Raw genomic sequence first — 24,618 nt, 5'->3', positions numbered from 1 at the left:
TAACAGGACACTGATGGGGTGGCTGCCAACTCGTTTCTCGGTTCGGTGCTGCGCTGGCTCCAGGTCGGCTACCCCGACGGAGTGCCGGGGCCCGACCGGGTGCCGCTGCTGATGCTGCTGCGCGGCACCCCGTTGACCGAGGATCAGATCAAAGAGGTGGTCCATAAAATCACCGCGACCCAAGCCGCGACGGGGGCCGATGGTCAGGCGGGCCGGGATGAGATCGCCGAGTTCGTCTCCGACATGACTCACTACGATGCCGGTCCGGAGAACATCAGGAGAGTAGCCGCCACGCTTGCCGCTGCGGGCTGGCCGCTGACCGGCGTCGATCATCGCCTCACCGCGTCAGATCAGGATGCGGACTGTGGAGCGCCTCACGAAGACGTCGGGCGCTCAGGCGGTTCGCAAGGTTGAGGTGTCGATGACGAAGCGGTAGCGCACGTCGCTCGCCAGCACCCGCTCGTAGGCCTCGTTGATGTAATCCGGCTCGATGAGCTCGATTTCGGGTGTCACAGCATGCTCGGCGCAGAAGTTCAGCATCTCCTGGGTCTCGGCGATCCCGCCGATGTTCGAGCCGGCCACGCTGCGCCGCATCAGGACCAGCGGAAACGCCGGCACCGGCATGGGGTGCTCGGGGATGCCGAGTTCGACCAGCGTGCCGTCGACGTCGAGCAGCTCCAGATACCGGCCGAGGTCTAGGTTGGCCGAAACCGTGTTGAGAATGAGATCGAAGCCGTTGCGAAGCGTTTTGAACGTGTCAGGGTCGCTGGTGGCATAGTAGCGGCTCGCGCCCAGGCGCAGGGCGTCTTCCATCTTTTTCAGCGATTGCGACAACACCGTCACCTCGGCGCCCATCGCCTTGCCCAGCTTGACGCCCATATGCCCGAGCCCGCCCAGGCCGATCACCGCGATTCGCTTGTCGGGGCCGGCATTCCAGTGCCGCAGCGGTGAATACAGCGTGATACCCGCGCACAGCAGCGGTGCGGCCGCGTCGAGCGGCAGCGCGTCGGGTATGCGCACTACGTAGTTCTCGTCGACAACAATTGCGCCGCTATAGCCCCCGTAGGTGGGCTGACCATCCCTGCCGATGCCGTTGTAGGTCGTCGTCATGCCGAGCTTGCAGTACTGCTCCATACCGGCAAGGCAGTTGCTGCACTCGCGGCAAGAGTCGACGAAACAGCCCACCCCGACACGGTCGCCCACCCGGTGTTTGGTGACTTGTGAACCCACCGCCGTCACCACGCCGGCAATCTCATGGCCGGGAACCACCGGGTAGTTTGGTTGCCCCCATTCGGCTTTGACGGTGTGGATGTCCGAATGGCAAATACCAGCGAACTTGATCTCGATCTCGACATCGTGTGGACCGGGATCGCGGCGAGTGATCGTTGTCCTGGTCAGCGGTTCAGTTGCCGACGTGGCGGCGTACGCGGAAACGGTGCTCATGGCGGCCCTCTTCAGTGCGTTTGTCTCAGCGTCGGGTTTTACCGGAACGCTGCAAGGGTAGCACCCTGTGCGTGCCCAAAATCACAGCGCAAGCACCATACCCGGCGCGCAAGCCTCAATTGCACACCTCAATTGATGGGGGCGTTGATCCAGCGCAAGTCGTCAATGATGCCGCGGGCGGCGACCAATCCTTGCCCGGTCTGCCACACCTCGTTGTTGACAATGAAAACCCGGTTGTCGCGGTTGGCCGAGAGCTTGCGCCACGGGTCGCTGTCCAGCACGGCCGGGGCGCGCTCCTTGGCGGCCGGGGATGCGAACGACAGATAGATGATGTCGGCATCGGCCGCGGAGAAATCCGCCGCGCCCGACCGATTGGCGCCCGTGATGGCGATATCGATATACGGCTTGTCGGTGAACCGTTGTGATGCCGGCCGATCAACGCCGACGGCGGCCAGCACACTGGCGGGGAAGTTGTTGGCCCCGTAGACCCGAAGGGTGCCGGTGGTGAGTTGCACGATCGACACCTGGTAGTGGGCAGCGTCATGCGTGCTGCCGAGTTGGGCGGCTTGCCGGGAAAAGTCGTGCAGCAGCGCGTCCACGGTAGAGTTACGCGCCGTCGCGGCACCGACGGCGCGCAGGTTGTCCTCCCAGGCCGCACCGGGCGCCGCGGTGAACACGGTAGGGGCGATCGCCGCCAGCGCCGGGTAGAGCCCCGGCGTCAGCGCTACCGACCCCAAGATGAGGTCGGGGTGCGCCGCCGCGATACCCGCCAGATCGGGAGAGCGACGGGTGCCGACCGCCGGTAGCCGGTGTACGGCGGTGCCCAGGTAGGCGGGTTGACCCGGAGAGCCGTCGGGTAATGCGGCGGCGATGATCCGGTTCTGCAGGCCCAGCGCGCACAGGGCGTCGAGTTGATCGCCGGAAAGCACCACAATGCGCTGGGCATTCGCCGGTACCGCCACCAGCTCAGGTGCCAGCCCGGCCGCGTTGCGGGCCAGTCGCGTCGGCGGCCCCGGGTCGGCTTCCGCGGGCTGCGCCGGGCACGACTCGTCGGGCCGGCGCTGGTTGCCCAATACCCCCGCCCCGGCGATCTGGGTGGTGCTGGTGATCATCGGTCGGGTCGCCGACGGCAGCGCGACACCGCCGGGTGGCGCGGGCCGGCAAGCGGCGGCCCCGAACGTCGCGATCAACATGGTGGCTGCGGCCGCCACCACGTCTGGTCGCAGAGCCCCGAGCGGCACAGGTCCGACGCTAGCATCGCTGAGCCGGGCTATGCGTGACGCCGCGGGGGGACGTTTCACGCGCTGGTTGCGACAAGTTGCGGCACGTCGACTACGACGATTTGTAGGACTGGGGCGACCGCCGGTCCGAGGGGGGGTTAGGATTCCCCTGAGGATCTCGGTCCCGCGATCTCATCGGGTGCCCAGCCCGTATTTGCCCGTATTTGTTGGAGGAGCCCGTGACCACCGAAGCGCCCGCGCTGGGAGAACTCGAAGCCCGCCGCCCGTTCCCGGCCAGGCTGGGCCCCAAAGGCAACCTCGTCTACAAACTGGTGACCACCACCGATCACAAGATGATCGGCATCATGTACTGCGTCGCCTGCTTCATCTTCTTCTTCATCGGCGGGCTGATGGCGCTTTTCATGCGTGGCGAGCTGGCGGCGCCCGGGCTGCAGTTTTTGTCCAACGAGCAGTACAACCAGCTGTTCACCATGCACGGGACGGCGATGCTGCTGTTTTATGCCACCCCGATCGTGTTCGGGTTCGCCAACCTGGTGCTGCCGCTGCAGATCGGCGCCCCCGACGTGGCGTTCCCGCGGCTCAACGCGCTGTCGTTTTGGCTGTTCGTGTTCGGCGCGCTGATCGCGCTCTCCGGGTTCATCACCCCGGGCGGGGCCGCCGACTTCGGCTGGACCGCCTACACCCCGCTGTCCAACGCCGTGCATAACCCGGGTGTAGGTGGCGACCTGTGGATCCTCGGGCTGGCCGTCGGTGGCTTGGGCACCATCCTGGGGGCGGTCAACATGATCACCACGGTGGTGTGCCTGCGCGCGCCCGGGATGACGATGTTCCGGATGCCGATCTTCACCTGGAATGTCCTGATCACGTCGATCCTGGTGCTGATGGTGTTCCCGCTGCTGACCGCGGCATTGTTCGGGCTGGCCGCCGACCGCCGCCTAGGCGCCCACATCTATGACCCGTCCAACGGCGGCGTGATCCTCTGGCAGCACCTGTTCTGGTTCTTCGGCCACCCGGAGGTCTACATCATCGCGCTACCGTTCTTCGGCATCGTCAGCGAGATCTTCCCGGTGTTTTCCCGTAAACCCATCTTCGGCTACACCACGCTGGTGTACGCGACGCTGTCCATCGCCGCGTTATCGGTTGCGGTGTGGGCGCACCACATGTTCGCCACCGGCGCGGTGCTGCTGCCGTTCTTTTCGTTCATGACCTACCTGATCGCGGTGCCCACCGGGATCAAGTTCTTCAACTGGGTCGGCACCATGTGGAAGGGCCAGCTGACCTTCGAGACACCGATGCTGTTTTCGGTCGGCTTCGCGGTGACCTTCCTGCTGGGCGGTCTGACCGGGGTGCTGCTGGCCAGCCCGCCGCTGGACTTTCACGTCAGCGACACCTATTTCGTGGTCGCGCACTTTCACTACACGCTGTTCGGCACCATCGTGTTCGCCACCTTCGCCGGCATCTATTTCTGGTTTCCGAAGATGACCGGGCGGCTGCTGGACGAGCGGCTGGGCAAGCTGCATTTCTGGTTGACGCTGATCGGGTTTCACACCACGTTTTTGGTGCAGCACTGGCTCGGTGACATGGGCATGCCACGCCGCTACGCCGACTATCTGCCCAGTGACGGGTTTCAGCCGCTGAATATTGTTTCTACCATCGGGTCTTTCATTCTGGGCGCGTCGATGATCGTGTTCACCTGGAACGTGTTCAAAAGCTGGCGCTACGGCGAGCCGGTGACCGTCGATGACCCGTGGGGTTACGGCAATTCGCTGGAGTGGGCGACCAGCTGCCCGCCGCCGCGGCACAACTTCACCGAGTTGCCCCGCATTCGCTCGGAGCGTCCGGCGTTCGAGTTGCACTACCCGCACATGGTGCCCCGAATGCGCGCCGAGGCGCATCTAGGTCGCCGGGGACAGGAGCTCGCCGAGGAATCCTACGCGAGTTGACGGGGCGGCAGGCCATGGGCTGCCGACAGGGAGTTCCTGGGTCGGGTGATCTCCCCCGGTGAGCGCGCCTCGCAAGGCGTCGGTGTTGATCACCGTCACCGGCCGCGACCGTCCAGGTGTGACGTCGGCGCTTTTCGAGGTGCTCTCCGGGCGCAAGGTCGAGCTGCTCAACGTTGAGCAGGTGGTGATTCGGGGCCGGCTCACGCTGGGGGTGCTGGTGTCGGTGGTGCTGGACGAGGACGAGGGCAAAGCCCTGCGGGACGAGGTCGAAGCGACCATCCACCGGCTGGGTTTAGAGGTCGCCATCGAGCGCAGCGAGGACCTGCCGATCATCCGGGAGCCGTCGACGCACACCATCGTGGTGCTCGGCCGGCCGGTCACTGCCGATGCGTTCGGCGCGGTGGCCCGGGAGGTGGCCGCGCTCGGTGTCAACATCGATGTGATCCGCGGTGTGTCCGACTACCCGGTGACCGGTCTGGAGCTGCGTGTCTCGGTGCCGCCGGGCGCCGGCGGGCGGCTGCAGGCCGCCTTGACCCGGGTGGCGGCCGAGCAGAGCGTTGACATCGCCGTCGAGGACTACAGCCTGGAGCGACGCGCCAAAAGGCTGATCGTGTTCGACGTCGACTCGACCCTGATCCAGGGCGAAGTCATCGAGATGCTGGCCGCTCGGGCCGGCGCCCAAGATGCGGTCGCCGCGATCACCGAAAAGGCGATGCATGGCGAGCTGGATTTCGCGGAGTCGCTGCGGCAGCGGGTGGCGACGCTGGCGGGCTTGCCCGCCGAGGTGCTCGACGAGGTCGCCGGGCAGCTGCAGCTGACGCCGGGCGCCCGCACCACGCTACGGACACTGCGGAGGCTGGGTTTTTACTGCGGCGTGGTTTCCGGTGGCTTCCGGCAGATCGTCGAACCGTTGGCGCGGGAGCTGGCGCTGGACTTCGTCGCCGCCAACGAGCTCGAAATTGCCGATGGCAAACTGACCGGTCAGGTGGTGGGCCCGATCATCGATCGAGCGGGCAAGGCCCGAGCGCTGCGGGACTTCGCGCGCCGGGTCGGGGTGCCCTTGGAACAGACGGTCGCGGTCGGCGACGGCGCCAACGACATCGACATGCTGGCCGCCGCCGGCCTGGGCGTGGCGTTCAACGCCAAGCCCGCCCTGCGGGAGGTCGCCGACGCATCGTTGAGCTATCCGTACCTGGACACCGTGCTCTTTCTGCTGGGGGTGACGCGCGGCGAGATCGAGGCCGCCGACGCGGTCGACGGCGTGTCGCGGCGGGTCGAGATTCCGCCCGAGTAGGTGGTTGACCCCGCCGGGGCCGCGGCGCTTTGGTGCGGCACGATGGTCGAGTGCCTGAAACCGGAAGTGACGCAGTCGACCCCGACCTGCTGATCGACTTCAGAAACGTTTCGTTGCGTCGCGACGGGCGGGTCCTGGTCGGGCCGGTGGACTGGTCGGTGGAACTCGACGAGCGGTGGGTGATCGTCGGGCCCAACGGGGCCGGCAAGACGTCGCTACTGCGCATCGCCGCAGCGATGGAACACCCGTCGTCGGGGGTAGCCTATGTGCTGGGTGAACGGCTGGGCCGGGTCGACATGACGGAACTGCGTGCCCGCGTCGGGCTGAGCTCCTCGGTGCTGGCGCAACGGGTACCCGGTCACGAAGTGGTGCGTGACCTGGTCGTCTCGGCCGGCTACGCGGTGCTGGGCCGGTGGCGGGAGCGTTACGACGACATCGACTACACCCGCGCGATCGACCTGCTGGAAAGCCTGGGTGCCGAACACCTGGCCGACCGGGCCTATGCGACCCTGTCGGAAGGCGAACGCAAGCGGGTGTTGATCGCGCGCGCGTTGATGACCGACCCGGAGCTGCTACTGCTCGATGAGCCGGCCGCCGGCCTGGACCTGGGCGGGCGCGAGGAGCTGGTCATGCGCTTGACCGATCTGGCCGCCGACCCCGACGCGCCGGCGCTTGTGCTGGTCACCCACCATGTCGAAGAGATTCCGCTGGGCTTTACCCACTGCATGCTGCTCTCGGAGGGCCGGGTCGTCGCCGCGGGTTTGCTGCCCGACGTGCTCACCGCGGAAAACCTGTCGGCGGCGTTCGGGCAGTCTATAGCGGTGGACGTTATCGACGGGCGCTACTTCGCCCGGCGCACCCGAACCCGCGCTGCTCACCGCAGGCGATCATGAGTACGCCGACCGGAGACGCACCGCTGAGGCCGCGGCCCGCCGCGACCGTGATGCTGGTCCGTGACACGGCCGAGGGCATCGAGGTCTTTCTCATGCGGAGGCATTCCGCGATGGAATTCGCCGCCGGGGTGATGGTCTTTCCCGGCGGCGGTGTCGACGAGCGCGACTACCACCCCGGGATCGTCTGGATAGGACCGCCGCCGGGGTGGTGGGCGCAGCGATTCGGCACCGGAACCGACCTGGCCGAAGCCCTGGTCTGCGCCGCCGCCCGGGAGACCTTCGAGGAAACCGGGGTGTTGTTCGCCGGGCCGGAGCGCGACCCGCACGGGATCGTTCGCGACGCCTCGGTGTATCGCGACTCCCGCCTTGCCCTGGCCGAGCGCACGCTGTCCTTCGGGGACTTCCTGCGCCGGGAAAACCTGGTGCTGCGCGCGGATCTGCTGCGGCCGTGGGCAAACTGGGTGACCCCCCGGGCCGAACGCACCCGCCGCTACGACACCTATTTTTTTGTCGCGGCATTGCCGCAAGGGCAGCGCGCCGACGGTGAGAACACCGAATCCGATCACGCAGGATGGACGACGCCGCAGGCCGCTATCGACGATTTCACGGCCGGCCGGAGCTTCCTGCTGCCGCCGACGTGGACCCAGCTGGACTCCCTCGTCGGCCACACCGTTGCCGACGTTTTGGCGATGGAGCACCGCATCGTCGCCGTGCAACCGGAATTGCCGGCCAGCGGTGATCACCGGGAGATCGAATTTTCCGGCTCCGACCGCTACCGGCAGGCGCTTCGCCGGCGGCGGTCACGGGGGAAGTCATGAGGGAATTCGTCAGCGTGCACTCGGCGGCCGAGCACCCCGGGGTCGCCACCCTGGTGTTGTCGCGGCCGCCCACCAACGCGATGACCCGCCAGCTCTACCGGGAGATCGCGGCAGCGGCCTGCGAGCTGAGCAGCCGCGATGACGTCGCCGCGGTGATCCTCTTCGGGGGCCACGAGATCTTCTCCGCCGGCGACGACACCCGCCAATTGCGGACCTTGAGCCCGGCAGAAGCCCAAATCACCGCCCGGGTCCGCTGCGATGCCGTTGAAGCCGTCGCGGCTATCCCGAAGCCGACGGTCGCCGCCATCACGGGCTATGCCCTGGGCGCTGGCCTTACCTTGGCGCTGGCCGCCGACTGGCGGGTCAGCGGCGACAACGCGAAGTTCGGGATGACCGAGATCCTTGCCGGCCTGATTCCTGGGGGCGGCGGGATGGCGCGGCTGACCCGCGCGATCGGGGCCGCCAAGGCCAAGGAGCTGGTGTTCAGCGGGCGTTTTTTCGATGCTAAGGAGGCGTTGGCGCTGGGCCTGATCGACGAAATGGTGGGCCCCGACGACGTGTACGACGCCGCCATGGCGTGGGCATGCCGCTTCGTCGACAGTCCGCCGGAGGCGCTCGCTGCCGCCAAGGCCAGCATCGACGCCGTCTTCGAGCTGACGTCTGCCGCGTGGCTCACCGCCGAACAGCGCCGCTACGCCGAGGTGTTCGCCGCAGGATCCGATGCCCGGCTCTTGCTCAGGCCGCCGCACGACGGCGCTCCCGCGGATGGTCGTTAGGCTGGCACTGCCATGACGTCACAGACTTCCGCGAACCGGACACCCGGGAGCGACGCCGACCCCGCTCCGAGACCACATGCCACAGCCGAAGAGGTGGCGGCTGCCCGCTATGACACCAAACTGGCGCAAGTGCTCTACCACGACTGGGAAGCGGAAAACTACGACGAGAAGTGGTCGATCTCCTACGACAAGCGCTGCGTCGATTATGCGCGCGGGCGGTTGGACGCCATCCTCGCAGACGACGCGCTCCGCGACCTGCCCTATGATCGTGCACTCGAGTTAGGTTGCGGCACAGGATTTTTCCTGCTCAATCTGATCCAGGCGGGAGTGGCGCGGCGCGGGTCGGTCACTGACTTGTCGCCCGGTATGGTCCAAGTGGCCACCCGCAACGGACGGTCGCTGGGCCTAGACATCGATGGCCGGGTCGCCGACGCCGAGGGTATCCCCTACGACGACAGCACCTTCGATCTGGTGGTTGGGCACGCGGTGCTGCACCACATTCCCGATGTCGAGCTCTCGCTGCGGGAGGTGATCCGGGTGCTGCGGCCGGGCGGGCGGTTCGTATTCGCCGGCGAGCCGACTGCCGTTGGCGACCGCTACGCCCGCGCACTTTCGGCGCTGGCGTGGCGGGTTATCACCAACGCCACCAGGTTGCCCGGTTTGGCCGGGTGGCGGCGACCCCAGGCCGAACTCGACGAGTCCTCGCGCGCTGCCGCCCTGGAAGCGCTCGTTGACCTGCACACCTTCCGGCCCGCGGACCTGGAGCGGATGGCCGCGCGCGCTGGCGCGGTCCGGGTGGCGACCGTCACCGAGGAGTTCACCGCGGCGATGCTGGGCTGGCCGCTGCGCACCTTTGAGGCGGCGGTGCCGCCCGGTCGCCTCGGCTGGGGATGGGCGCGGTTCGCGTACGCCGGCTGGAAGACCCTGAGCTGGGCGGATGCCAACCTGTGGCGTCACCTGGTGCCGAAGGACTGGTTCTACAACATCGTGCTCACCGGGATAAAGCCGCTCTGAGCACCGGTCTGCGCTTCAGCAGGGACGATGTCGGCTACCTGCGGTCGGAGTCGGGCAGCGAGGCCCTGCGTGGGGTCGCCGGGTTCGCGCTGACCCGCGCCACCCACCTGGCCGACATCGCCGAGATACGCGCGCGGTATGGGGAGCGGGCACCGGTGCTGGTTGAGACGACGCTGCTGCGGCGGCGCGCCGGCGCCAAACTGGCTGAGCTGGGCGATGTGTCGCATTGGCTGTTCACCGACGAGGCGCTGCAACAGGCAAGCGTGGCGCCGGTGGCGCTGCATCGGGCGCAGCGGCTGGCCGGCTTGATGGTGCATGACGCCACCTGCTCCATCGGCACCGAGCTGGCGGCACTGCGCGGTTCAGCCGCCCGGGTGCTGGGCAGCGATACCGATCCGGTGCGGCTGGCGATGGCGCGCCACAACCTGGGTGCCACCGTTGACCTCTGCCGCGCCGACGCGTTGCATCCGGTGACGCGCACCATGACCGTCGTCGTCGATCCGGCCCGACGCCGCGGGGGCCGGCGACGTTTCAGCCCGCGCGACTACCAACCCGCTCTGGACGATCTTCTGGATGTCTATCGTGGCCGAAACCTGGTTGTAAAGTGCGCTCCGGGAATCGATTTCGGACAGGTCCGCAGTATGGGTTTCGACGGCGAAATCGAGGTGACGTCGTATCGCGGCTCGGTCCGAGAGACGTGTCTATGGTCGGCGGGGTTGACCGAGCACGGTGTGCGCCGTCGGGCGAGCATTCTTGATCGCGGCGAGCAGATCACCGACGCGGAGCCCGACGACTGTCCGGTGCGGCCCGTGGGGCGATGGATCATCGACCCGGATGGCGCGGTGGTGCGGGCCGGGCTGGTCCGCCACTACGGCGCGCGGCACGGGCTGTGGCAGCTCGACCCCGACATCGCGTACCTGTCCGGTGACCGGCTGCCGCCGGGGGTGCGGGGGTTCGAGGTTCTCGAGTGGTTCGGTTTTACCGAGCGGCGGCTCCGGCGGGCGTTGTCGGCGCTTGGCTGTGGGCCTCTGGAGATCCTGGTGCGCGGCCTGCGGGTCGATCCTGACGTCCTGCGGCGCCGGATGCGGGCGCGTGGCAGCCGGCCGGTGTCTGTGATCATCGCCCGCATCGGCGCCGGCGCCGCCGGCACCGCGACGGCGTTCGTTTGCCAGCCCTCTCGTTAGGGCCCCGGTAGGCTAGCGGCGGTTCCTGCTGTGGGCGTTCGCGCCCTCGTCCCCGGTGAGGGCGATTCGACGATGCGTAGGCTGATGGCGACCGCAGCGGCTGCGGTGTTGGTGGTTTGCCGGGGCGAGCCGGCGCTGGCCGCGCCAGCCGGCTGCGCCAGCCTGGGCGGCAGCGTCGAGAGCACCACGTGTCGGGTCCATGCCTCGACCCCCACCTACATACTGAACATGTCGTTTCCCATCGACTACCCCGACGAGCAGGCGCTGAGCGATTATCTGGCCCAGAATCGCGACGGCTTCATCAACGTCGCGCAAACATCAGGCCCGCGCGACATGCCCTACCAGTTGGACGTCACGTCCGAGCAGTACCGCTCCGGCCAGCCGCCCCGTGGCACGCGCAGCGTGGTGCTCAAGATTTTCGAGGATCTCGGCGGGCCGCGTCCGTCGACCTTCTACAAGGCGTTCAACTACAACCTGGACCCGCCACACCCCATCGGCTTCGACACCCTGTTCGCGCCCGGCAGCAAACCGCTGGAGGCCATTTACCCCATCGTTCAGCGCGAGCTGGGACGGGAGACCGGGCTGGGCGTCGCGATATTGCCCAGTGCCGGCCTGGATCCCGCCCACTACCAAAACTTCGCCATCACCGACGACGAGCTGATCTTCTTTTTCGCACCGGGTGAGCTGCTGCCACCGGTCGCCGGCGCCGCCCAGGCGCACGTACCCCGCAGCGCCATCCCGCCGCTCACGGTGTAGGCCGCCGGCCGGTCGGCGACGATCCAGACCGGAACGGGTTGGGCCCGCGGCATTCCGCTGCGGCGAGCGAAGGGCGCGGGCGAGAGCCCGGCAATCGCGGCCACCGGGCCTGCCGGAGGAGTCTACTGGGGCGCGAAGCTGTAGACCTGACCGTCGCTGGTGGCGGTGACGACCCGGCGATCATGGCCTATCGACACCCCGATCGGGTATCCGGTGGCTTCCGGAAGCGGATAGCTGTTGATGGTGCGCCCGGTCGCCGGATCAAAGACCAACAACGACAGTCCGGGCGCGTCACCCCGGGGCGGACCACTGACCACGGTGTAGCCAACGCCGGCGCCGGCCAGGCTCGAGGTTGACAGGGGGCTAAGGTCATCGCGGCGCCAGAGCTGTTCGCAGTGATCACCGGCGTCCTTGAAGGTGACCAGGCGGGCGTTGGGCCCGCCGCCTGCGATGATCACTCCGTTCGGGGTTACCGCGGGCGGTGTTTGCGACAAGAAGCGCAACGGCACAGACCATTTCGGTTTCCCGTCCGCGGCTCCCAGCGCCCACAGCCGCTCATCCCGGCCACCGACATACACCGTCGAGCCGTCGGCGGAGAGGACCGGGCTGCCCAGCACACCGGCGGCGACCGCGTCGCTGGACCATTCGCGGGTCAGCAACGGCGTCTGCCCCGGGTGATATTTGAGCCCCACCAGCACGGCCGCCTTAGCGCCCGGCTGCCACAGGCTTAGCACCACCGTCGCGCTCGCTGGGGCAAACGCCGGCGCGGCGGGCACCGGGCAACCCGGCATGGCCTGCCCGCAATCGGACAGCCCGCGCGTGGAGTCGGTGGGGTCTATGCCGTCCACCAGATCCAGCGGGTTGCCGACCACGGTTCCGCGGTGCGCGTCGAAAATCAGCACCTGACCCAGATGCGTGACCACGAGTAACTGCCCTCTATCGATAACCCTTGGGGTGGAGGGCATCCCGATCACCGGCGCACGCCAGCGGGTCCACTGGGTCGGCGGAAAGGAGAGCATCGCCCCCGGCTCGCCGACGTACAGGTTGTCAAAGCCGTCGAACAACGGCCCGGCGAACCCGCCGCCTTGAACCAGCCGGACGCACCAGCGCTGCCGGCCGTTGTCGTCGTTTTCCCACTCCATCAGCGAGCAGCCGTCCGCCGTCTGCGCGTTGAGCGCCAGCCAGCCGCGCGAGCCCAGCGCCGGCCCGGCTCCCAAGGCTCCTTTGACCGAGCGAGTCCACTGCAGCCTCAACGCGGTGGCCCCGGGCAAGGGCGTGTAGCTGCTGTTGGACGCGTCGCCGTATTGCGCCGGCCAGCCTTGCGCGGGCGCCGCCTTGACCCACGAGTCGGTGTTGCCGCAGCCGCCAGTCGGGATCACCGCGATGACCGCCGCCGTCGACATCCAACGCCACAGCGCACGAGGGGGATGTCGCCAGAACACGGTGCCGTCCCCCATCCTTTCCGGAGCGCGTCGGTGGTGTTGCAGCAGCGTCGGTCGAGCCGAAGTGAGGGTAACGTGTGCGTCCCGCATCGTCGTCAAGCTGGGTTGTTGGGCTTGACTCCTTCTCGGGACGCTGTGCGTCCCGCATCGTCGTCAAGCTGGGTTGTTGGGCTTGACTCCTTCTCGGGACGCTGTGCGTCCCGCATCGTCGTCAAGCTAGGCTTCGGGCCATGACGACCATGTGGGGCGCGCCGTTGCATCGCCGCTGGCGAGGCTCGAAGCTACGGGACCCACGCCAGGCCAAGTTCCTGACCCTGGCTTCGCTGAAATGGGTGCTGGCTCACCGCGCCTACACCCCGTGGTACCTGGTTCGCTACTGGCGCCTTTTGAAGTTCAAACTGGCCAACCCGCACATCATCACGCGGGGCATGGTGTTTCTCGGCAAAGATGTGGAAATCCACTGCACCCCGGAGCTGGCCCAGCTGGAGATCGGCCGCTGGGTGCACATCGGCGACAAGAACACCATCCGTGCCCACGAGGGCTCGCTGCGGTTGGGCGACAAGGTAGTGCTGGGCCGCGACAACGTCATCAACACCTACCTCGACATCGAGATCGGTGATTCGGTATTGATGGCCGACTGGTGCTACATCTGCGATTTCGACCACCGTATGGACGACATCACCGTCCCCATCAAAGACCAGGGCATCGTGAAAAGCCCGGTCCGGATCGGGCCGGACACCTGGATCGCGGCGAAGGTGACCGTGCTGCGCGGGACCGTCATCGGGCGGGGCTGCGTCGTGGGGGCGCACGCCGTGGTCAAGGGGGACATTCCCGACTACTCGATTGCGGTCGGCGCGCCGGCCAGGGTGGTTAAGAACCGGCGATTGGCGTGGGAGACGTCGGCGGCGCAGCGTGCCGAGCTCGCCGCGGCGCTGGCCGACATCGAACGCAAGAAGGCGGCCCGCTGACACGGGGACCTCGGGACCGGTGTCTTACCGGAAGCGCCAACCGCGCGTCCGGGCTAGCGGTTAGGCAGCGCGTGCTCGACGATGGGCAACCGCGGCAGCGGCTGACGTTCGCGCCGCTTGGCCGCCAGGTACACCTGCGCGGTTTCCCCCGCCACGGTGTGCCAGTCGAACTCGGAGCTCAGACGCCGGCGAGCGGCGTGGGCGCGGCGCTGCGCGGCGTCGGGGTCGTCGAGCACGGCGCGCACGGCGGCGGCCAGTCGCGCAACGTCACGGGGCGGACAGGACACCCCGGTCTGCCCGTCGATCACCGCCTCGCCCAGGCCGCCGATGTTCGAGGTCACCAGCGGGGCGCCGGCCGCGGCGGCTTCCAGTGCGACCAGGCCGAACGGCTCATAGTGGCTGGGCAGCACGGCGGCGTCGGCGCGATGCAACAACCGCAACAGGTCGGCGTGGTCTACCCGCCCGAGGAACGTCGTTGCCTTGAGCACCCGGTGCTTGCGCGCCTGTTCGACCAGCCAGTCTTGCTGGGTGCCCTCGCCGGCGATGGTCAATCTGGTGCCGGGATGGGCTCGTCGGATCCGGGGCAGTGCGGCGATGATGTCGTGCACGCCCTTCTCGTACTCCAACCGCCCCACGAAGAGCAATTCGGGTGGCTGGGTCCGGGGACGGCGTGGGGCGAACGGCCAACGGGCGGCGTCGATCCCGTTGCGGATAACGGTTATCTCTGCCAGACCCGGGCCGAAAAGCTCGGTGATCTCGTCACGCATCGACGCCGAACAGGTGATCAGCGAATCGGATTCACGTACCAGCCAGGATTCGATCGCGTGCACCTGACGGCTGAGGGCACCTGAGACCCAGCCGGAGTGGCGGCCGGCTTCGGTCGCATGAATGGTGGAAACGAGGGGTACATCATAGAATTCGGCGAGCGCGATGGCCGGATGAGCCACCAGCCAGTCGTGCGCATGCACCACGTCAGGACGCCAAAGGCCGGACGAGTCGGTGGTTTTCAGCGACAGGCCGGCACGGATCATGGCATGGCCCATCGCCAAGGTCCATGCCATCATGTCGTGGGTGAAGGTGAACTCGTGCGGATCCTGCGCGGCCGCGACAACTCTCACATCCTCGCGGATCTCGTCCGACGACGGATGCGTGCTCGGATCGGTGTCCGCGGGACGGCGGGACAGCACCACGACGTCATGACCGGCCGCAGCCAGGGCGGTTGACAGCTGGTGGACGTGGCGTCCCAGCCCGCCGATCACCACCGGCGGGTACTCCCAGGACACCATCATGATTTTCACGCCCGCCTCCGGCCCACGCGCTCGCCCCGGCACAGCCTCATCGCGGCAGCCTGCGGGCGTCCAGGGCGCCGAACAGCCCGTCGGCGCGGTTCCACCCGTCGGCCAGTCGCTGCGCGGTCTGCCGGTGCCCCGACGCCAGCGCATCGGCGATCTCCCGGGTGGCGTGGGCGTGCAGATGGGCACGGTAGCGGGCGTAATCGGCGGCGGACTCCTTGCTCACCATGAACGGCCAGTCACTGGAGACCGTGAGCAGCGTCTCGCGCAGGATCTGATCGGCGATCCGATCGCGCGGTGCTGGGCCGGCCGGCGCGGCCGGGTGCGCCAGCGCCTTGTCGACGGCGGTCAGCGCGGTATCAACCACTTCGGCGTTGAGCTGCACCAGATCGGCCACCTTGTCCCCGGTCCACACCCGCCAGTCCTTGCCGGAACCCCAGGAACTCGGTGGTAATTCGACTGGGGCTCCGATGAATCCGCCGGCGATCGCATCGGTCAGCGTACCGACGCGCACACCTGCGGCGGGCAGCGCCCGCAGCACCTGTTCCAGCCACATCGGACCTTCGTACCACCAGTGGCCGAACAGCTCGGTGTCGAAAGCGGCGACCACGTGCGCCGGACGCCCGATGCGCTGCGACTCGGCCGACAGCCGGTTGCGGACCACGTCGACGAAATCCGCGACATGCGCGCCAACCGCACGGGCGGCACGCTCGGGATCGTAGGGCGCCTTGGCGTGCGGTGGTATGTTGCGGCCGGTGACGCGGGCCGGCTTGAGACCCGTGCGGTGGTCATAGGTGTGGAAATCCCGGTAGGCGCCGTGGCCCGGGTAACCGGATTTCGGCGACCACACCCGGTAGCTCACCTGCAGGTCGCGCCCGAACGCGATCACCCCGGTGTCACCCACCGGCCGGCCCAGGGCCGTGTCGCCATGCAGCGCGGGGCCGTCGACGATGAAGTGCGAGACCCCGCCGGCCGCGTAGTCGTGTTCCATCCCCGGGGCGTACGCGCATTCGGGTGCCCAAATGCCGGCAGGGGCGCGGCCCAGCCGTAGCTGGGCGTCGGCCAGCCCTTCGCGCAACGCGAACTCCCGCAGCCGCGGCGCGAGCAGCGGCTGAAACGGGTGTGCCAGCGGTCCGCCGAGCAGTTCCACCGTGCCGGCGTCGACGAGGCCGCGCAGCAGCGGGCTGGCGCCGTGCCGCCACCACACGGCAAAGTCATCGATCGCCCGATCGGCCTCGATGCATTCACGAATCCCGAAGAGCCGCAGGGCTTCCGGTGAGCAAGCGCTGGGTGGATCCGAGGGGTAGCCGGAGCGCAACCCGGCAGCCTCGGTCGCACGCAGCCGCCAGTTTCCCAGCCAGTGATGCATGCCCTCGAGGCAGTACGGGTCGTCGAGCTGCGCGGTCACCACCGGGGTCATCCCGAGCGTAATCACCCCGCGCCTGCCCTCCCCGGCCAGGCGGCGCAGCAGCCGCAGCAGCGGAAGGTAGGCCGCCGACCAGGATTGGTAGAGCCATTCCTCACCGACGGGCCAGCGGCCGTGGTGGGCCAGCCAGGGGAGGTGGGTGTGCAGCACCAGGGTGAACAAACCCGGCACCCGGTCCCCGGCGCTCACGGGCGCACCGCCATCGCGAGCAGATCCAGGCTGGAGTCGATGTCGCGGCCATCATGTGCATCCTCGGCGTCGACGATGTCGAAGTCGGCGGTGGTGACCGCGGCGACGTCGGCCAGCAACTGCGGGGGCCAAGGTGCGCCGGCCAGCGCCCGCGCAATCTGCGCGTCGACGATCGAGCCGCCGTGGCGGGAGTCCATCTCCCGCAGGCGCGGCCCGTGGAATATCCCGCTCATCGATACCGGCGAAAACCCCACGCCGGCAAGCAGCGCCGTGAGTTCGTCGGCGTTGAGCTCGCGAGTGTGAAACGGGTTGATCGGGGTGTCACGGCCCGGGGAGAAGGTGATCCGGTTGGGGGTGGACACCATCAGCAACCCCGACGGGCGCAGCACGCGGAAGCACTCGCGGAGAAACCGGGCCTGGTCCCACAGGTGCTCGATGACTTGCAGGCTGACCACGGCATCCACCGAGCCGTCCGGGAGTGGCATCTCGGCGAGGTTGGCGTGGATGACGTCCACCTGCGGATAGTGGGCGCGGACATGGGCCACCGTGGCCTCGTCGTAGTCCAGCCCGATCACCCGGCGGGCGACGCCGGCGATCAAACGTGCGCCATAGCCTTCGCCGCACCCGGCGTCGAGCACCTCGCGACCCGCACATAACGGCGCGAGCCGCTGATACGCCACCCGGTGCCGGTGAAACCAGTAGTTCTCTACGGCCAGGCCGGGGACGGTGCGCTCGCCCGTCAGCGCCAATGCCGCGCCGGCCGCCGACGGCATGTCGATGTTGCGGGGAGCCCCGGGAACAAATGCGCTCATCGCTATGGCAGGCTATCCGAAGCGGCAGGTTGGCGAACGGCCCGCCGCAGTTGTCCACGGCATCGGCGGACACCGGCGGCCGAACTCGCCGGACCCGCTATGGTGTGAAGGCGAACGCACAAAGTTACCCGAGAGTAACACGAGTGTGCGGTTGCGAAGACCGTGACCGACGTCTTGCAGCCGGGGGCTGCGGGACTCCGTCGAGGAGGACGAACCCACTCATGACGAACATCGTCGTCTTGATCAAGCAGGTCCCGGACACCTGGTCGGAGCGCAAGCTCACCGAGGGTGATTTCACCTTGGACCGCGGGGCCGCCGACGCCGTGCTGGACGAAATCAACGAGCGGGCCGTCGAAGAGGCACTGCAGATCCGGGAGAAAGAGGCCGCTGACGGCATCGAGGGATCGGTGACGGTGCTCACGGCGGGCCCCGAGCGGGCCGCCGAGGCGATTCGCAAGGCCCTGTCCATGGGGGCCGACAAGGCGGTCCATCTCAAAGACGACGGGATGCACGGCTCCGATGTCATACAGACCGCGTGGGCGCTGGCGCGGGCGCTGGGCACCATCGAGGGCACTGAGCTGGTGATCGCCGGTAACGAGTCCACCGACGGTGTGGCCGGTGCCGTGCCGGCTATCATCGCCGAATATCTGGGCCTGCCGCAGCTCACCCACCTGCGCAAACTCTCGGTCGAGGGCGGCAAGGTCACCGGCGAGCGGGAGACCGATGAAGGTGTGTTCATCCTCGAGGCGCCGCTGCCCGCGGTCGTGAGCGTGAACGAAAAGATCAACGAGCCACGCTTCCCGTCCTTCAAGGGCATCATGGCCGCCAAGAAAAAGGAAGTCACCACCGTGACGCTGGCCGATATCGGGGTCGAGCCCGACGAGGTTGGGCTGGCCAACGCCGGTTCGACGGTGCTGTCGGCGACACCGAAGCCGCCCCGAAGCGCCGGAGTGAAGATTCGCGACGAGGGCGACGGGGGCATCAAGATCGCCGAGTACCTGATCGCGCAGAAGCTGATCTAGCGGGCTGTTCCCCCGCCGCACCCCACCCAAAAAGGCACAAGGCTCGTCTATGGAGGCTCATCTATGGCTGAAGTACTGGTGCTCGTCGAGCACACCGAAGGCGCGCTGAAAAAGGTCACCGCCGAATTGCTGACCGCCGCGCGCCGACTGGGCGAGCCGGCCGCCGTCGTGGTCGGGCGCCCGGGGGCGGCCGCGCCGCTGATCGACGGGCTCACGGCGGCAGGCGCCGAAAAGATCTACGTCGCCGAGTCCGAAACCGTCGAGAATTACCTGATCACCCCCTATGTCGATGTGCTGGCTGCGCTGGCCGAATCATCTGCTCCGGCGGCAGTGTTGCTGGCCGCCACCGCCACCGGCAAGGAAATCGCGGGCCGGGTGGCCGCCCGGATCGGCGCGGGGCTGTTGGTCGACGCGGTCGATGTGAAAGAGGGCGCCAAGGTGGTGCACTCCATCTTCGGCGGCGCATTCACCGTTGAGGCGCAGGCCAACGGCGACACCCCGGTGATCACCGTGCGGGCGGGCTCCATCGAGGCGCAGCCGGCCGACGGTAAGGGCGAGCAGGTCATGGTCGAGGTTCCCGCCCCCGCGGACAACGCCACCAAGATCATCTCGCGCCAGCCCGCGGTGGCCGGCGACCGGCCGGATCTGACCGAGGCGGCCATCGTGGTCTCCGGTGGGCGCGGTGTGGGCAGCGCGGAGAACTTCCGGGTGGTCGAGGAATTGGCCGACGCGCTGGGTGCCGCGGTCGGCGCGTCGCGCGCGGCCGTTGACTCCGGCTACTATCCGGGCCAGTTTCAGGTGGGCCAGACCGGCAAGACGGTCTCCCCACAGCTTTACATCGCGCTGGGCATCTCCGGCGCCATCCAGCACCGCGCGGGCATGCAGACCTCCAAGACCATTGTCGCGGTCAACAAGGATGAGGAGGCGCCGATCTTCGAGATCACCGACTTCGGCGTGGTCGGTGACTTGTTCAAGGTCGCTCCGCAGCTGACCGAGGCCGTCAAGGCGCGCAAGGGCTGAGCCGAGCGCCTGGACCCGCCGGCTCGGCCTGCCGGGTGTGCCGCCGCCCGGCCGGCATCACCGCCGGGTGGGGGCAATTGCCCGGTATCCTGAGCCCGTCATGGTGTACCTGGATCATGCCGCCACCACCCCGATGTATCCCGCGGCCATCGAGGCCATGGCGGCTGTGCTCGGCACGGTCGGCAATGCCTCGTCGCTGCACACCTCTGGGCGCGCGGCACGACGCCGGATGGAAGAATCCCGCGAACTGATCGCGGACAAGTTGGGCGCGCGCCCGTCAGAGGTGATTTTCACCGCAGGTGGCACCGAAAGCGACAACCTCGCCGTGAAAGGCATTTACTGGGCGCGCCGCAAGGCGCAGCCGCAGCACCGGCGCATCGTCACCACCGAAGTGGAACACCATGCCGTGCTCGACACGGTGAACTGGCTCACCGAACATGACGGCGCCGAAGTGACGTGGCTGCCTACCGCCCCCGACGGGTCGGTGTCGCCGGCCGCGCTGCGCGAGCTGCTGCAGCGCCATGACGACATTGCGCTGGTGTCGGTGATGTGGGCGAACAATGAGGTCGGCACCATCATGCCGATCGCCGAACTCGCCTCGATCGCTGCCGAATTCGAGGTTCCCATGCACAGCGATGCCATCCAGGCGGTCGGCCAGCTGCCGGTTGGCTTTGCCGCCAGCGGCTTGTCCGCGATGAGCGTGGCCGCGCACAAGTTCGGCGGCCCACCCGGTGCCGGGGCATTGCTGCTGCGGCGGGACGTCGCCTGTGTGCCGTTATCGCATGGTGGCGGCCAGGAACGCGACATCCGTTCCGGAACACCGGATGTCGCCGCAGCTGTCGGGATGGCGACGGCGCTGCAGATCGCCGTGGACGGCCTGGAGGCCAACGGCACACGGCTTCGTTCCTTGCGTGACCGGCTGATCGACGCGGTTTTGGCCCAGGTCCCGGGCACCCGTCTCAACGGCGCCGTCGGTGCCCGGCGTCTACCGGGAAACGCGCACTTCACTTTCGACGGCTGCGAAGGCGATGCGTTGTTGATGTTGTTGGACGCCAACGGTATTGAATGCTCAACCGGATCGGCATGCACCGCCGGAGTGGCCGAGCCCTCGCATGTCCTGGTCGCGATGGGCGCTGATGCGGCCAGTGCCCGCGGTTCGCTGCGACTGTCGCTGGGGCACACCAGTGTCGACGCTGACATCGATGCGGTGTTGGCGGTGCTTCCCGGCGCGGTGGCCCGCGCCCGCCGGGCTGCTGTGGCAGCCGCGGGGCCGGCTCGATGAAAGTGCTGGTGGCGATGAGCGGCGGTGTCGACTCGTCGGTGGCCGCCGCCCGGATGGTCGACGCCGGGCACGACGTGGTCGGCGTGCACCTCGCGCTGTCCGCTGCTCCGGCGACGCTGCGCACCGGGTCGCGGGGATGCTGCTCGAAAGAAGACGCCAGGGACGCCCGCCGCGTCGCCGATCTCCTCGGGATCCCCTTTTACGTTTGGGATTTTGCTGACAAGTTCACAGAGGATGTGATCGACGACTTCGTGTTGTCCTACGCACGCGGGGAGACACCGAACCCGTGCATCCGGTGTAACCAGCGGATCAAGTTCTCCGCGTTGTCGGCGCGTGCCCTGGCGCTGGGTTTTGATGCCGTGGCCACCGGTCATTACGCACGGCTCTCCGACGGGCGACTGCGCCGGGCTGTCGATCGGGACAAGGATCAGTCCTACGTGCTGGCCGTGCTCACCGCCGATCAGCTGCGCCACGCGGCGTTCCCGGTTGGCGACACACCGAAGCCGCAGATCCGCGCGGAGGCGGCGCGCCGGGGGCTGGCGGTCGCCGAGAAGCCGGACAGCCATGACATTTGCTTCATTCCCTCCGGAGACACCCGCGCTTTTCTCGGTGAGCGGCTTGGGGTGCGGCCCGGCCGGGTGGTCGATGCCCGCGGCACGGTGCTGGCCGAACACGGCGGGGTGCACAACTTCACCATCGGCCAGCGCAAGGGGCTGGGCATCGCCGGGCCCGGACCAGATGGCCGTCCGCGCTATGTGACCGCGATCGACGCCGACACCGGTACCGTGCGCGTTGGCGCTGCCTCTGAACTGGCGGTGTGGGCGCTGACCGGGCGCGCACCGGTGTTCACCTCGGGAACAGCGCCGTCGGGACCCGTCGAGTGCCAGGTTCAGGTGCGTGCGCACGGCGAAACCGTCGGTGCCATAGCGGAGTTGGTCGATGGTGAGCTTGTCGTTCGGTTGCGGTCTGCGCTGCGCGGGGTGGCGCGCGGGCAGACCCTGGTGCTCTACCGGCCCGACCCCGACGGCGACGAGGTGATCGGCAGCGCGACGATCGCGGGCACGTCGGCGCCCTCCCGTTAACCGGGTACGCGGGCGGCGAGGTTCGTCATCACGATCTCGGACACCGACTCCGGAAACCCGCAGGACGTGACTTCCAGCAAAACCACGGATTTAAGACGGTAGTCACGCCCGCAGCCGCCGGGCCGGGTATGCAGGGATTCGGCATCGGCGCTCCACGCGCCGACGAGAAGCTCCCCCGTGGGGCTGCCCGCGCAGCGCTGCACGACCGCCGCCAGGGAGTCGAAGGCGCGCCGCGCGGTGCCGGCATCGTGATAAGCCGCGGCGCCCTCGGAGATCAGCGCGCTGGCCGGCGGATCCTGGAAGGTTCTTTTGTGGAACCCGGCGATGTCCGACCCGAAAGTTGCCGTCTCCGAATAAACGAACTGGCATTGCGGTGGCGCCGTCTCGGCGAGGATGTTGAGATCCATCGGGTGCCTGGTGTCCATCGACGGGATGACGCTCAGGCTTTCGCCGGCTCTGGTAATCGCGCGCATCCGCGACTGATCCAGCAGGATCGTGTCGACGTCTACGGGTGACGTCGGGTAGGGCAAGCCGTTGAACACCGGGGTGCCGCCCACGACCCGCATACAGGCCGCGGCCAGCAGGGCTGCCAACTGTTGGGGGTTGAGTGGTCGGTAGTTGTCAGCGGTGTGCTGTAGGAACAGAAGTGTGAATCTGGCGGCGTGGGCTGAGCGCAACGGTGTTGCGCGGGTGACTGCGTATCGCTGGTTTAGCGCCGGGTTGCTGCCGGTGCCCGCCCGGCGAGTGGGTCGGCTGATTGTGGTGGATGAGCCGACCGGCGAGGCTGGCTCACGAGGGCGCACCGCCGTCTACGCGCGGGTGTCCTCGGCCGATCAGAAGGCTGATTTGGATCGGCAGGTGGCTCGGGTGACGGCGTGGGCCACCGCCCAACAGATCCCGGTCGACAAGGTGGTTGTCGGGGTTGGCTCTGCGTTGAATGGGCGCCGTCGCAAGTTCCTTGCGCTGCTGCGTGACCCGACGGTGAGTCGGATCGTGGTGGAGCATCGGGATCGGTTCTGCCGGTTCGGCTCTGAATACGTCGAAGCCGCTCTTGGCGCCCAAGGCCGTGAGCTGGTGGTGGTCGATTCCGCTGAGGTCGATGACGACCTGGTGGGCGATATGAGCGAGATCCTCACCAGTATGTGCGCTCGGTTGTATGGCAAACGCGCTGCGCAGAACGGGGCCAAGCGCGCGCTGGCGGCCGCGGCGTCCGACGAGGTGGAGGTGGCCTGAGATGCCGCGTTTCGAGGTGCCCGACGGCTGGTGTGTGCAGGCGTTCTGTTTCACCCTGGACCCGACCGCGGATCAAGCCAGGTCGCTGGCGCGGCATTTCGGGGCCCGCCGCAAGGCCTACAACTGGGCCGCCGCCACGCTGAAAGGCGATATCCGGGCGTGGCGCGCCGCCGGTGTTAAGACAGCGAGGCCCTCGCTGCCGGTGCTGCGGAAACGCTGGAATCAGGTCAAAGACGAGGTGTGTGTCAACGCCGAGACGGGCCAGCCGTGGTGGGGTGAGTGCTCTAAAGAGGCCTACGCGGGCGGGATCGCCGCCGCGGTGGACGCCTACTGGGACGCCACCCTCCCGATCGGGCAAACGTGAGGGCAAGCCGATGGGCTTCCCCCGGTTGAAGAAGAAGGGACGCGACGCCGACCGCGTGACGTTCACCACCGGGGCGATGCGCGTCGAACCGGATCGCCGGCATGTCGCCTTGCCGGTGATCGGCACCGCCCGCACCCACGAGAGCACCCGCCGCATCGAGCGACTCATCCGTGCTGGGCGGGCGCGGGTGCTGGCGATCAGCTTGCGCCGCAACGGCACTCGCCTGGATGTGAGTGCTCGGGTGCTGGTGCAGCGCCCGCTGCAACCCGGGGTCGCGCAACCAGGTTCGCGGGTGGGTGTCGACGTGGGTGTGCGTCGTTTGGCGACGGTCGCCAGCGCTGAGGGTCTGGTGATCGAACAGGTGGCTAATCCGCGACCGCTCGACGCGGCGCTGCGCGAGCTACGCCACGTGTGCCGGGCACGGTCGCGCTGCAGGAAAGGCTCACGGCGCTACCGTGAGCGCACCACCGAGATGTCTCGGCTGTATCGCCGGCTCAACGATGTCCGCACCCATCACCTGCACGTCCTGACAACACGATTGGCCAAAACCCACGGCCGCATCGTGGTGGAAGGTTTGGACGCCGCCGGGATGCTGCGGCAAAAAGGGCTGCCGGGGGCTCGTGCCCGGCGGCGCGGGCACTCCGATGCCGCCCTGGGCACACCACGCCGGCATCTGTCCTACAAAACGGGCTGGTACGGGTCGCAGTTGGTGGCCAACCGCTGGTTCCCGTCGAGCAAAACCTGCCACCTTTGTGGGCATGTGCAGGACATCGGATGGGACGAAAAGTGGCAATGTGCCACGTGTTTGGCGGTCCATCAGCGCGATGACAACGCCGCGATCAACCTCGCGCGCTACCAGGAAACCATTAGCGTCGTCGGCCCAGTTGGGGCCGCCGTCAAGCGTGGAGCCGACCGTAAGACCCGGCCTGGCCGGGCAGGTGGCCGTGAAGCGCGGAAGGGACGCGGCCGCAAGGCCGCCGAACAACCCCGAGACGGGGTGCAAGTCGCGTGACCACTAAAGATCACCCACTTGCAACGGCTCAGCACACCACCAGCGGCCGCAGCGCTACCGCTTTCGGCATCGTCGATGCAGCCTTTCCTCTTCCGAGGGTAGCCGGGGCTGG

22 protein-coding genes and 1 pseudogene are annotated in these 24,618 nt (G+C 68.0%); 16 read left to right on the top strand and 7 right to left on the bottom strand.

Features of this window, described 5'->3' with window-relative positions:
- The first annotated feature begins 18 nt into the window (after window positions 1-18).
- Window positions 19-414 carry a DUF3349 domain-containing protein gene (locus MSM1_RS01005; RefSeq protein WP_307857248.1) on the top strand — a complete coding sequence of 132 codons (396 nt, stop codon included), beginning with the start codon at window positions 19-21 and terminating at the stop codon, window positions 412-414.
- Here MSM1_RS01005 and MSM1_RS01000 read toward each other — a convergent pair.
- Both MSM1_RS01000 and MSM1_RS00995 read right to left on the bottom strand, forming a co-directional pair.
- Window positions 394-1,443 carry an NAD(P)-dependent alcohol dehydrogenase gene (locus MSM1_RS01000; RefSeq protein WP_213439794.1) on the bottom strand — a complete coding sequence of 350 codons (1,050 nt, stop codon included), beginning with the start codon at window positions 1,441-1,443 and terminating at the stop codon, window positions 394-396. The genes MSM1_RS01005 and MSM1_RS01000 overlap by 21 nt on opposite strands.
- 128 nt (window positions 1,444-1,571) lie before the next feature.
- Window positions 1,572-2,636 carry an iron-siderophore ABC transporter substrate-binding protein gene (locus MSM1_RS00995; protein WP_213441238.1) on the bottom strand — a complete coding sequence of 355 codons (1,065 nt, stop codon included), beginning with the start codon at window positions 2,634-2,636 and terminating at the stop codon, window positions 1,572-1,574.
- A gap of 266 nt (window positions 2,637-2,902) precedes the next feature.
- Between MSM1_RS00995 and ctaD the strand changes: the two genes are divergently transcribed.
- The 8 genes from ctaD (at window position 2,903) to MSM1_RS00955 (ending at window position 11,362) form a co-directional block, all read left to right on the top strand.
- Window positions 2,903-4,627 carry a cytochrome c oxidase subunit I gene (gene ctaD / locus MSM1_RS00990; RefSeq protein WP_213439793.1) on the top strand — a complete coding sequence of 575 codons (1,725 nt, stop codon included), beginning with the start codon at window positions 2,903-2,905 and terminating at the stop codon, window positions 4,625-4,627.
- 58 nt (window positions 4,628-4,685) lie between these two features.
- Entirely contained in the window at window positions 4,686-5,921 is a 1,236-nt protein-coding gene (gene serB, locus MSM1_RS00985) for a phosphoserine phosphatase SerB (RefSeq protein ID WP_213439792.1), read from the top strand.
- Window positions 5,922-5,953: 32 nt separating this feature from the next.
- Entirely contained in the window at window positions 5,954-6,814 is an 861-nt protein-coding gene (locus MSM1_RS00980; RefSeq protein ID WP_213439791.1) for an ABC transporter ATP-binding protein, read from the top strand.
- Window positions 6,811-7,632, top strand: coding sequence for an NUDIX domain-containing protein (locus MSM1_RS00975; protein WP_213439790.1), 822 nt, complete (start codon window positions 6,811-6,813; stop codon window positions 7,630-7,632). Before MSM1_RS00980 ends, MSM1_RS00975 begins: the two co-directional genes overlap by 4 nt.
- Complete coding sequence (locus tag MSM1_RS00970; RefSeq protein ID WP_213439789.1) at window positions 7,629-8,408, top strand: enoyl-CoA hydratase; 780 nt, start codon at window positions 7,629-7,631, stop codon at window positions 8,406-8,408. The genes MSM1_RS00975 and MSM1_RS00970 overlap by 4 nt, the downstream gene beginning before the upstream one ends.
- A gap of 12 nt (window positions 8,409-8,420) precedes the next feature.
- Complete coding sequence (locus MSM1_RS00965; RefSeq protein ID WP_213439788.1) at window positions 8,421-9,422, top strand: class I SAM-dependent methyltransferase; 1,002 nt, start codon at window positions 8,421-8,423, stop codon at window positions 9,420-9,422.
- Window positions 9,380-10,606, top strand: coding sequence for a class I SAM-dependent methyltransferase (locus MSM1_RS00960; protein ID WP_374101677.1), 1,227 nt, complete (start codon window positions 9,380-9,382; stop codon window positions 10,604-10,606). The genes MSM1_RS00965 and MSM1_RS00960 overlap by 43 nt, the downstream gene beginning before the upstream one ends.
- Before the next feature lie 72 nt (window positions 10,607-10,678).
- Window positions 10,679-11,362, top strand: coding sequence for an esterase (locus MSM1_RS00955; RefSeq protein WP_213439786.1), 684 nt, complete (start codon window positions 10,679-10,681; stop codon window positions 11,360-11,362).
- 122 nt (window positions 11,363-11,484) lie between these two features.
- On the opposite strand, the gene MSM1_RS00950 is transcribed toward MSM1_RS00955, so the two are convergent.
- The gene (locus MSM1_RS00950) at window positions 11,485-12,765 is read right to left on the bottom strand and encodes a PQQ-binding-like beta-propeller repeat protein (RefSeq protein WP_213439785.1); all 1,281 of its coding nucleotides are present in this window, start codon (window positions 12,763-12,765) and stop codon (window positions 11,485-11,487) included.
- A gap of 269 nt (window positions 12,766-13,034) precedes the next feature.
- Between MSM1_RS00950 and MSM1_RS00945 the strand changes: the two genes are divergently transcribed.
- A complete protein-coding gene (locus tag MSM1_RS00945) occupies window positions 13,035-13,772 on the top strand; it encodes an acyltransferase (protein ID WP_213439784.1) in 738 nt (245 codons plus the stop codon).
- A gap of 53 nt (window positions 13,773-13,825) precedes the next feature.
- Here the strand turns inward: MSM1_RS00945 and MSM1_RS00940 are convergent, their stop codons facing one another.
- Genes MSM1_RS00940 through MSM1_RS00930 form a run of 3 tightly spaced genes read right to left on the bottom strand, consistent with a single transcriptional unit; the run spans window position 13,826 to window position 17,491 of the window.
- Window positions 13,826-15,070, bottom strand: coding sequence for a glycosyltransferase family 4 protein (locus MSM1_RS00940; RefSeq protein ID WP_213439783.1), 1,245 nt, complete (start codon window positions 15,068-15,070; stop codon window positions 13,826-13,828).
- A gap of 37 nt (window positions 15,071-15,107) precedes the next feature.
- A complete protein-coding gene (locus MSM1_RS00935) occupies window positions 15,108-16,679 on the bottom strand; it encodes a glycoside hydrolase family 57 protein (RefSeq protein WP_307857246.1) in 1,572 nt (523 codons plus the stop codon).
- Window positions 16,676-17,491 carry a bifunctional 2-polyprenyl-6-hydroxyphenol methylase/3-demethylubiquinol 3-O-methyltransferase UbiG gene (locus MSM1_RS00930; protein ID WP_213439782.1) on the bottom strand — a complete coding sequence of 272 codons (816 nt, stop codon included), beginning with the start codon at window positions 17,489-17,491 and terminating at the stop codon, window positions 16,676-16,678. Before MSM1_RS00930 ends, MSM1_RS00935 begins: the two co-directional genes overlap by 4 nt.
- Window positions 17,492-17,712: 221 nt before the next feature.
- Between MSM1_RS00930 and MSM1_RS00925 the strand changes: the two genes are divergently transcribed.
- The 4 genes from MSM1_RS00925 to mnmA all read left to right on the top strand — a co-directional run bounded on the left by MSM1_RS00925 (window position 17,713) and on the right by mnmA (window position 21,897).
- Window positions 17,713-18,513 carry an electron transfer flavoprotein subunit beta/FixA family protein gene (locus MSM1_RS00925; protein WP_213439781.1) on the top strand — a complete coding sequence of 267 codons (801 nt, stop codon included), beginning with the start codon at window positions 17,713-17,715 and terminating at the stop codon, window positions 18,511-18,513.
- 63 nt (window positions 18,514-18,576) lie between these two features.
- Entirely contained in the window at window positions 18,577-19,533 is a 957-nt protein-coding gene (locus MSM1_RS00920) for an electron transfer flavoprotein subunit alpha/FixB family protein (protein ID WP_213439780.1), read from the top strand.
- Window positions 19,534-19,633: 100 nt separating this feature from the next.
- Window positions 19,634-20,815 (top strand): cysteine desulfurase family protein, encoded by a 1,182-nt coding sequence (locus MSM1_RS00915; RefSeq protein WP_213439779.1) that lies wholly within the window; start codon window positions 19,634-19,636, stop codon window positions 20,813-20,815.
- Window positions 20,812-21,897, top strand: a complete 1,086-nt coding sequence (gene mnmA, locus MSM1_RS00910) for a tRNA 2-thiouridine(34) synthase MnmA (protein ID WP_213439778.1) — start codon at window positions 20,812-20,814, stop codon at window positions 21,895-21,897. The genes MSM1_RS00915 and mnmA overlap by 4 nt, the downstream gene beginning before the upstream one ends.
- Here the strand turns inward: mnmA and MSM1_RS00905 are convergent.
- The gene (locus MSM1_RS00905) at window positions 21,894-22,463 is read right to left on the bottom strand and encodes a sensor domain-containing protein (protein ID WP_213441234.1); all 570 of its coding nucleotides are present in this window, start codon (window positions 22,461-22,463) and stop codon (window positions 21,894-21,896) included. The genes mnmA and MSM1_RS00905 overlap by 4 nt on opposite strands.
- 82 nt (window positions 22,464-22,545) lie before the next feature.
- Between MSM1_RS00905 and MSM1_RS00900 the strand changes: the two genes are divergently transcribed.
- Together MSM1_RS00900 and tnpB are read left to right on the top strand one after the other, a co-directional pair.
- Window positions 22,546-23,130: an IS607 family transposase gene (locus MSM1_RS00900; RefSeq protein ID WP_213439777.1), complete on the top strand. Its 585-nt coding sequence runs from the start codon at window positions 22,546-22,548 to the stop codon at window positions 23,128-23,130.
- 1 nt (window position 23,131) lies between these two features.
- Window positions 23,132-24,506, top strand: a pseudogene (gene tnpB / locus MSM1_RS00895) (IS607 family element RNA-guided endonuclease TnpB).
- Window positions 24,507-24,618: the final 112 nt, after the last annotated feature.

The sequence above is a fragment of the Mycobacterium sp. SM1 genome, assembly GCF_018361265.1.
Lineage (GTDB): Bacteria > Actinomycetota > Actinomycetes > Mycobacteriales > Mycobacteriaceae > Mycobacterium.
Note: the sequence above shows the minus strand (reverse complement) of the source record. Positions and strands in the feature narration are given on the sequence as shown.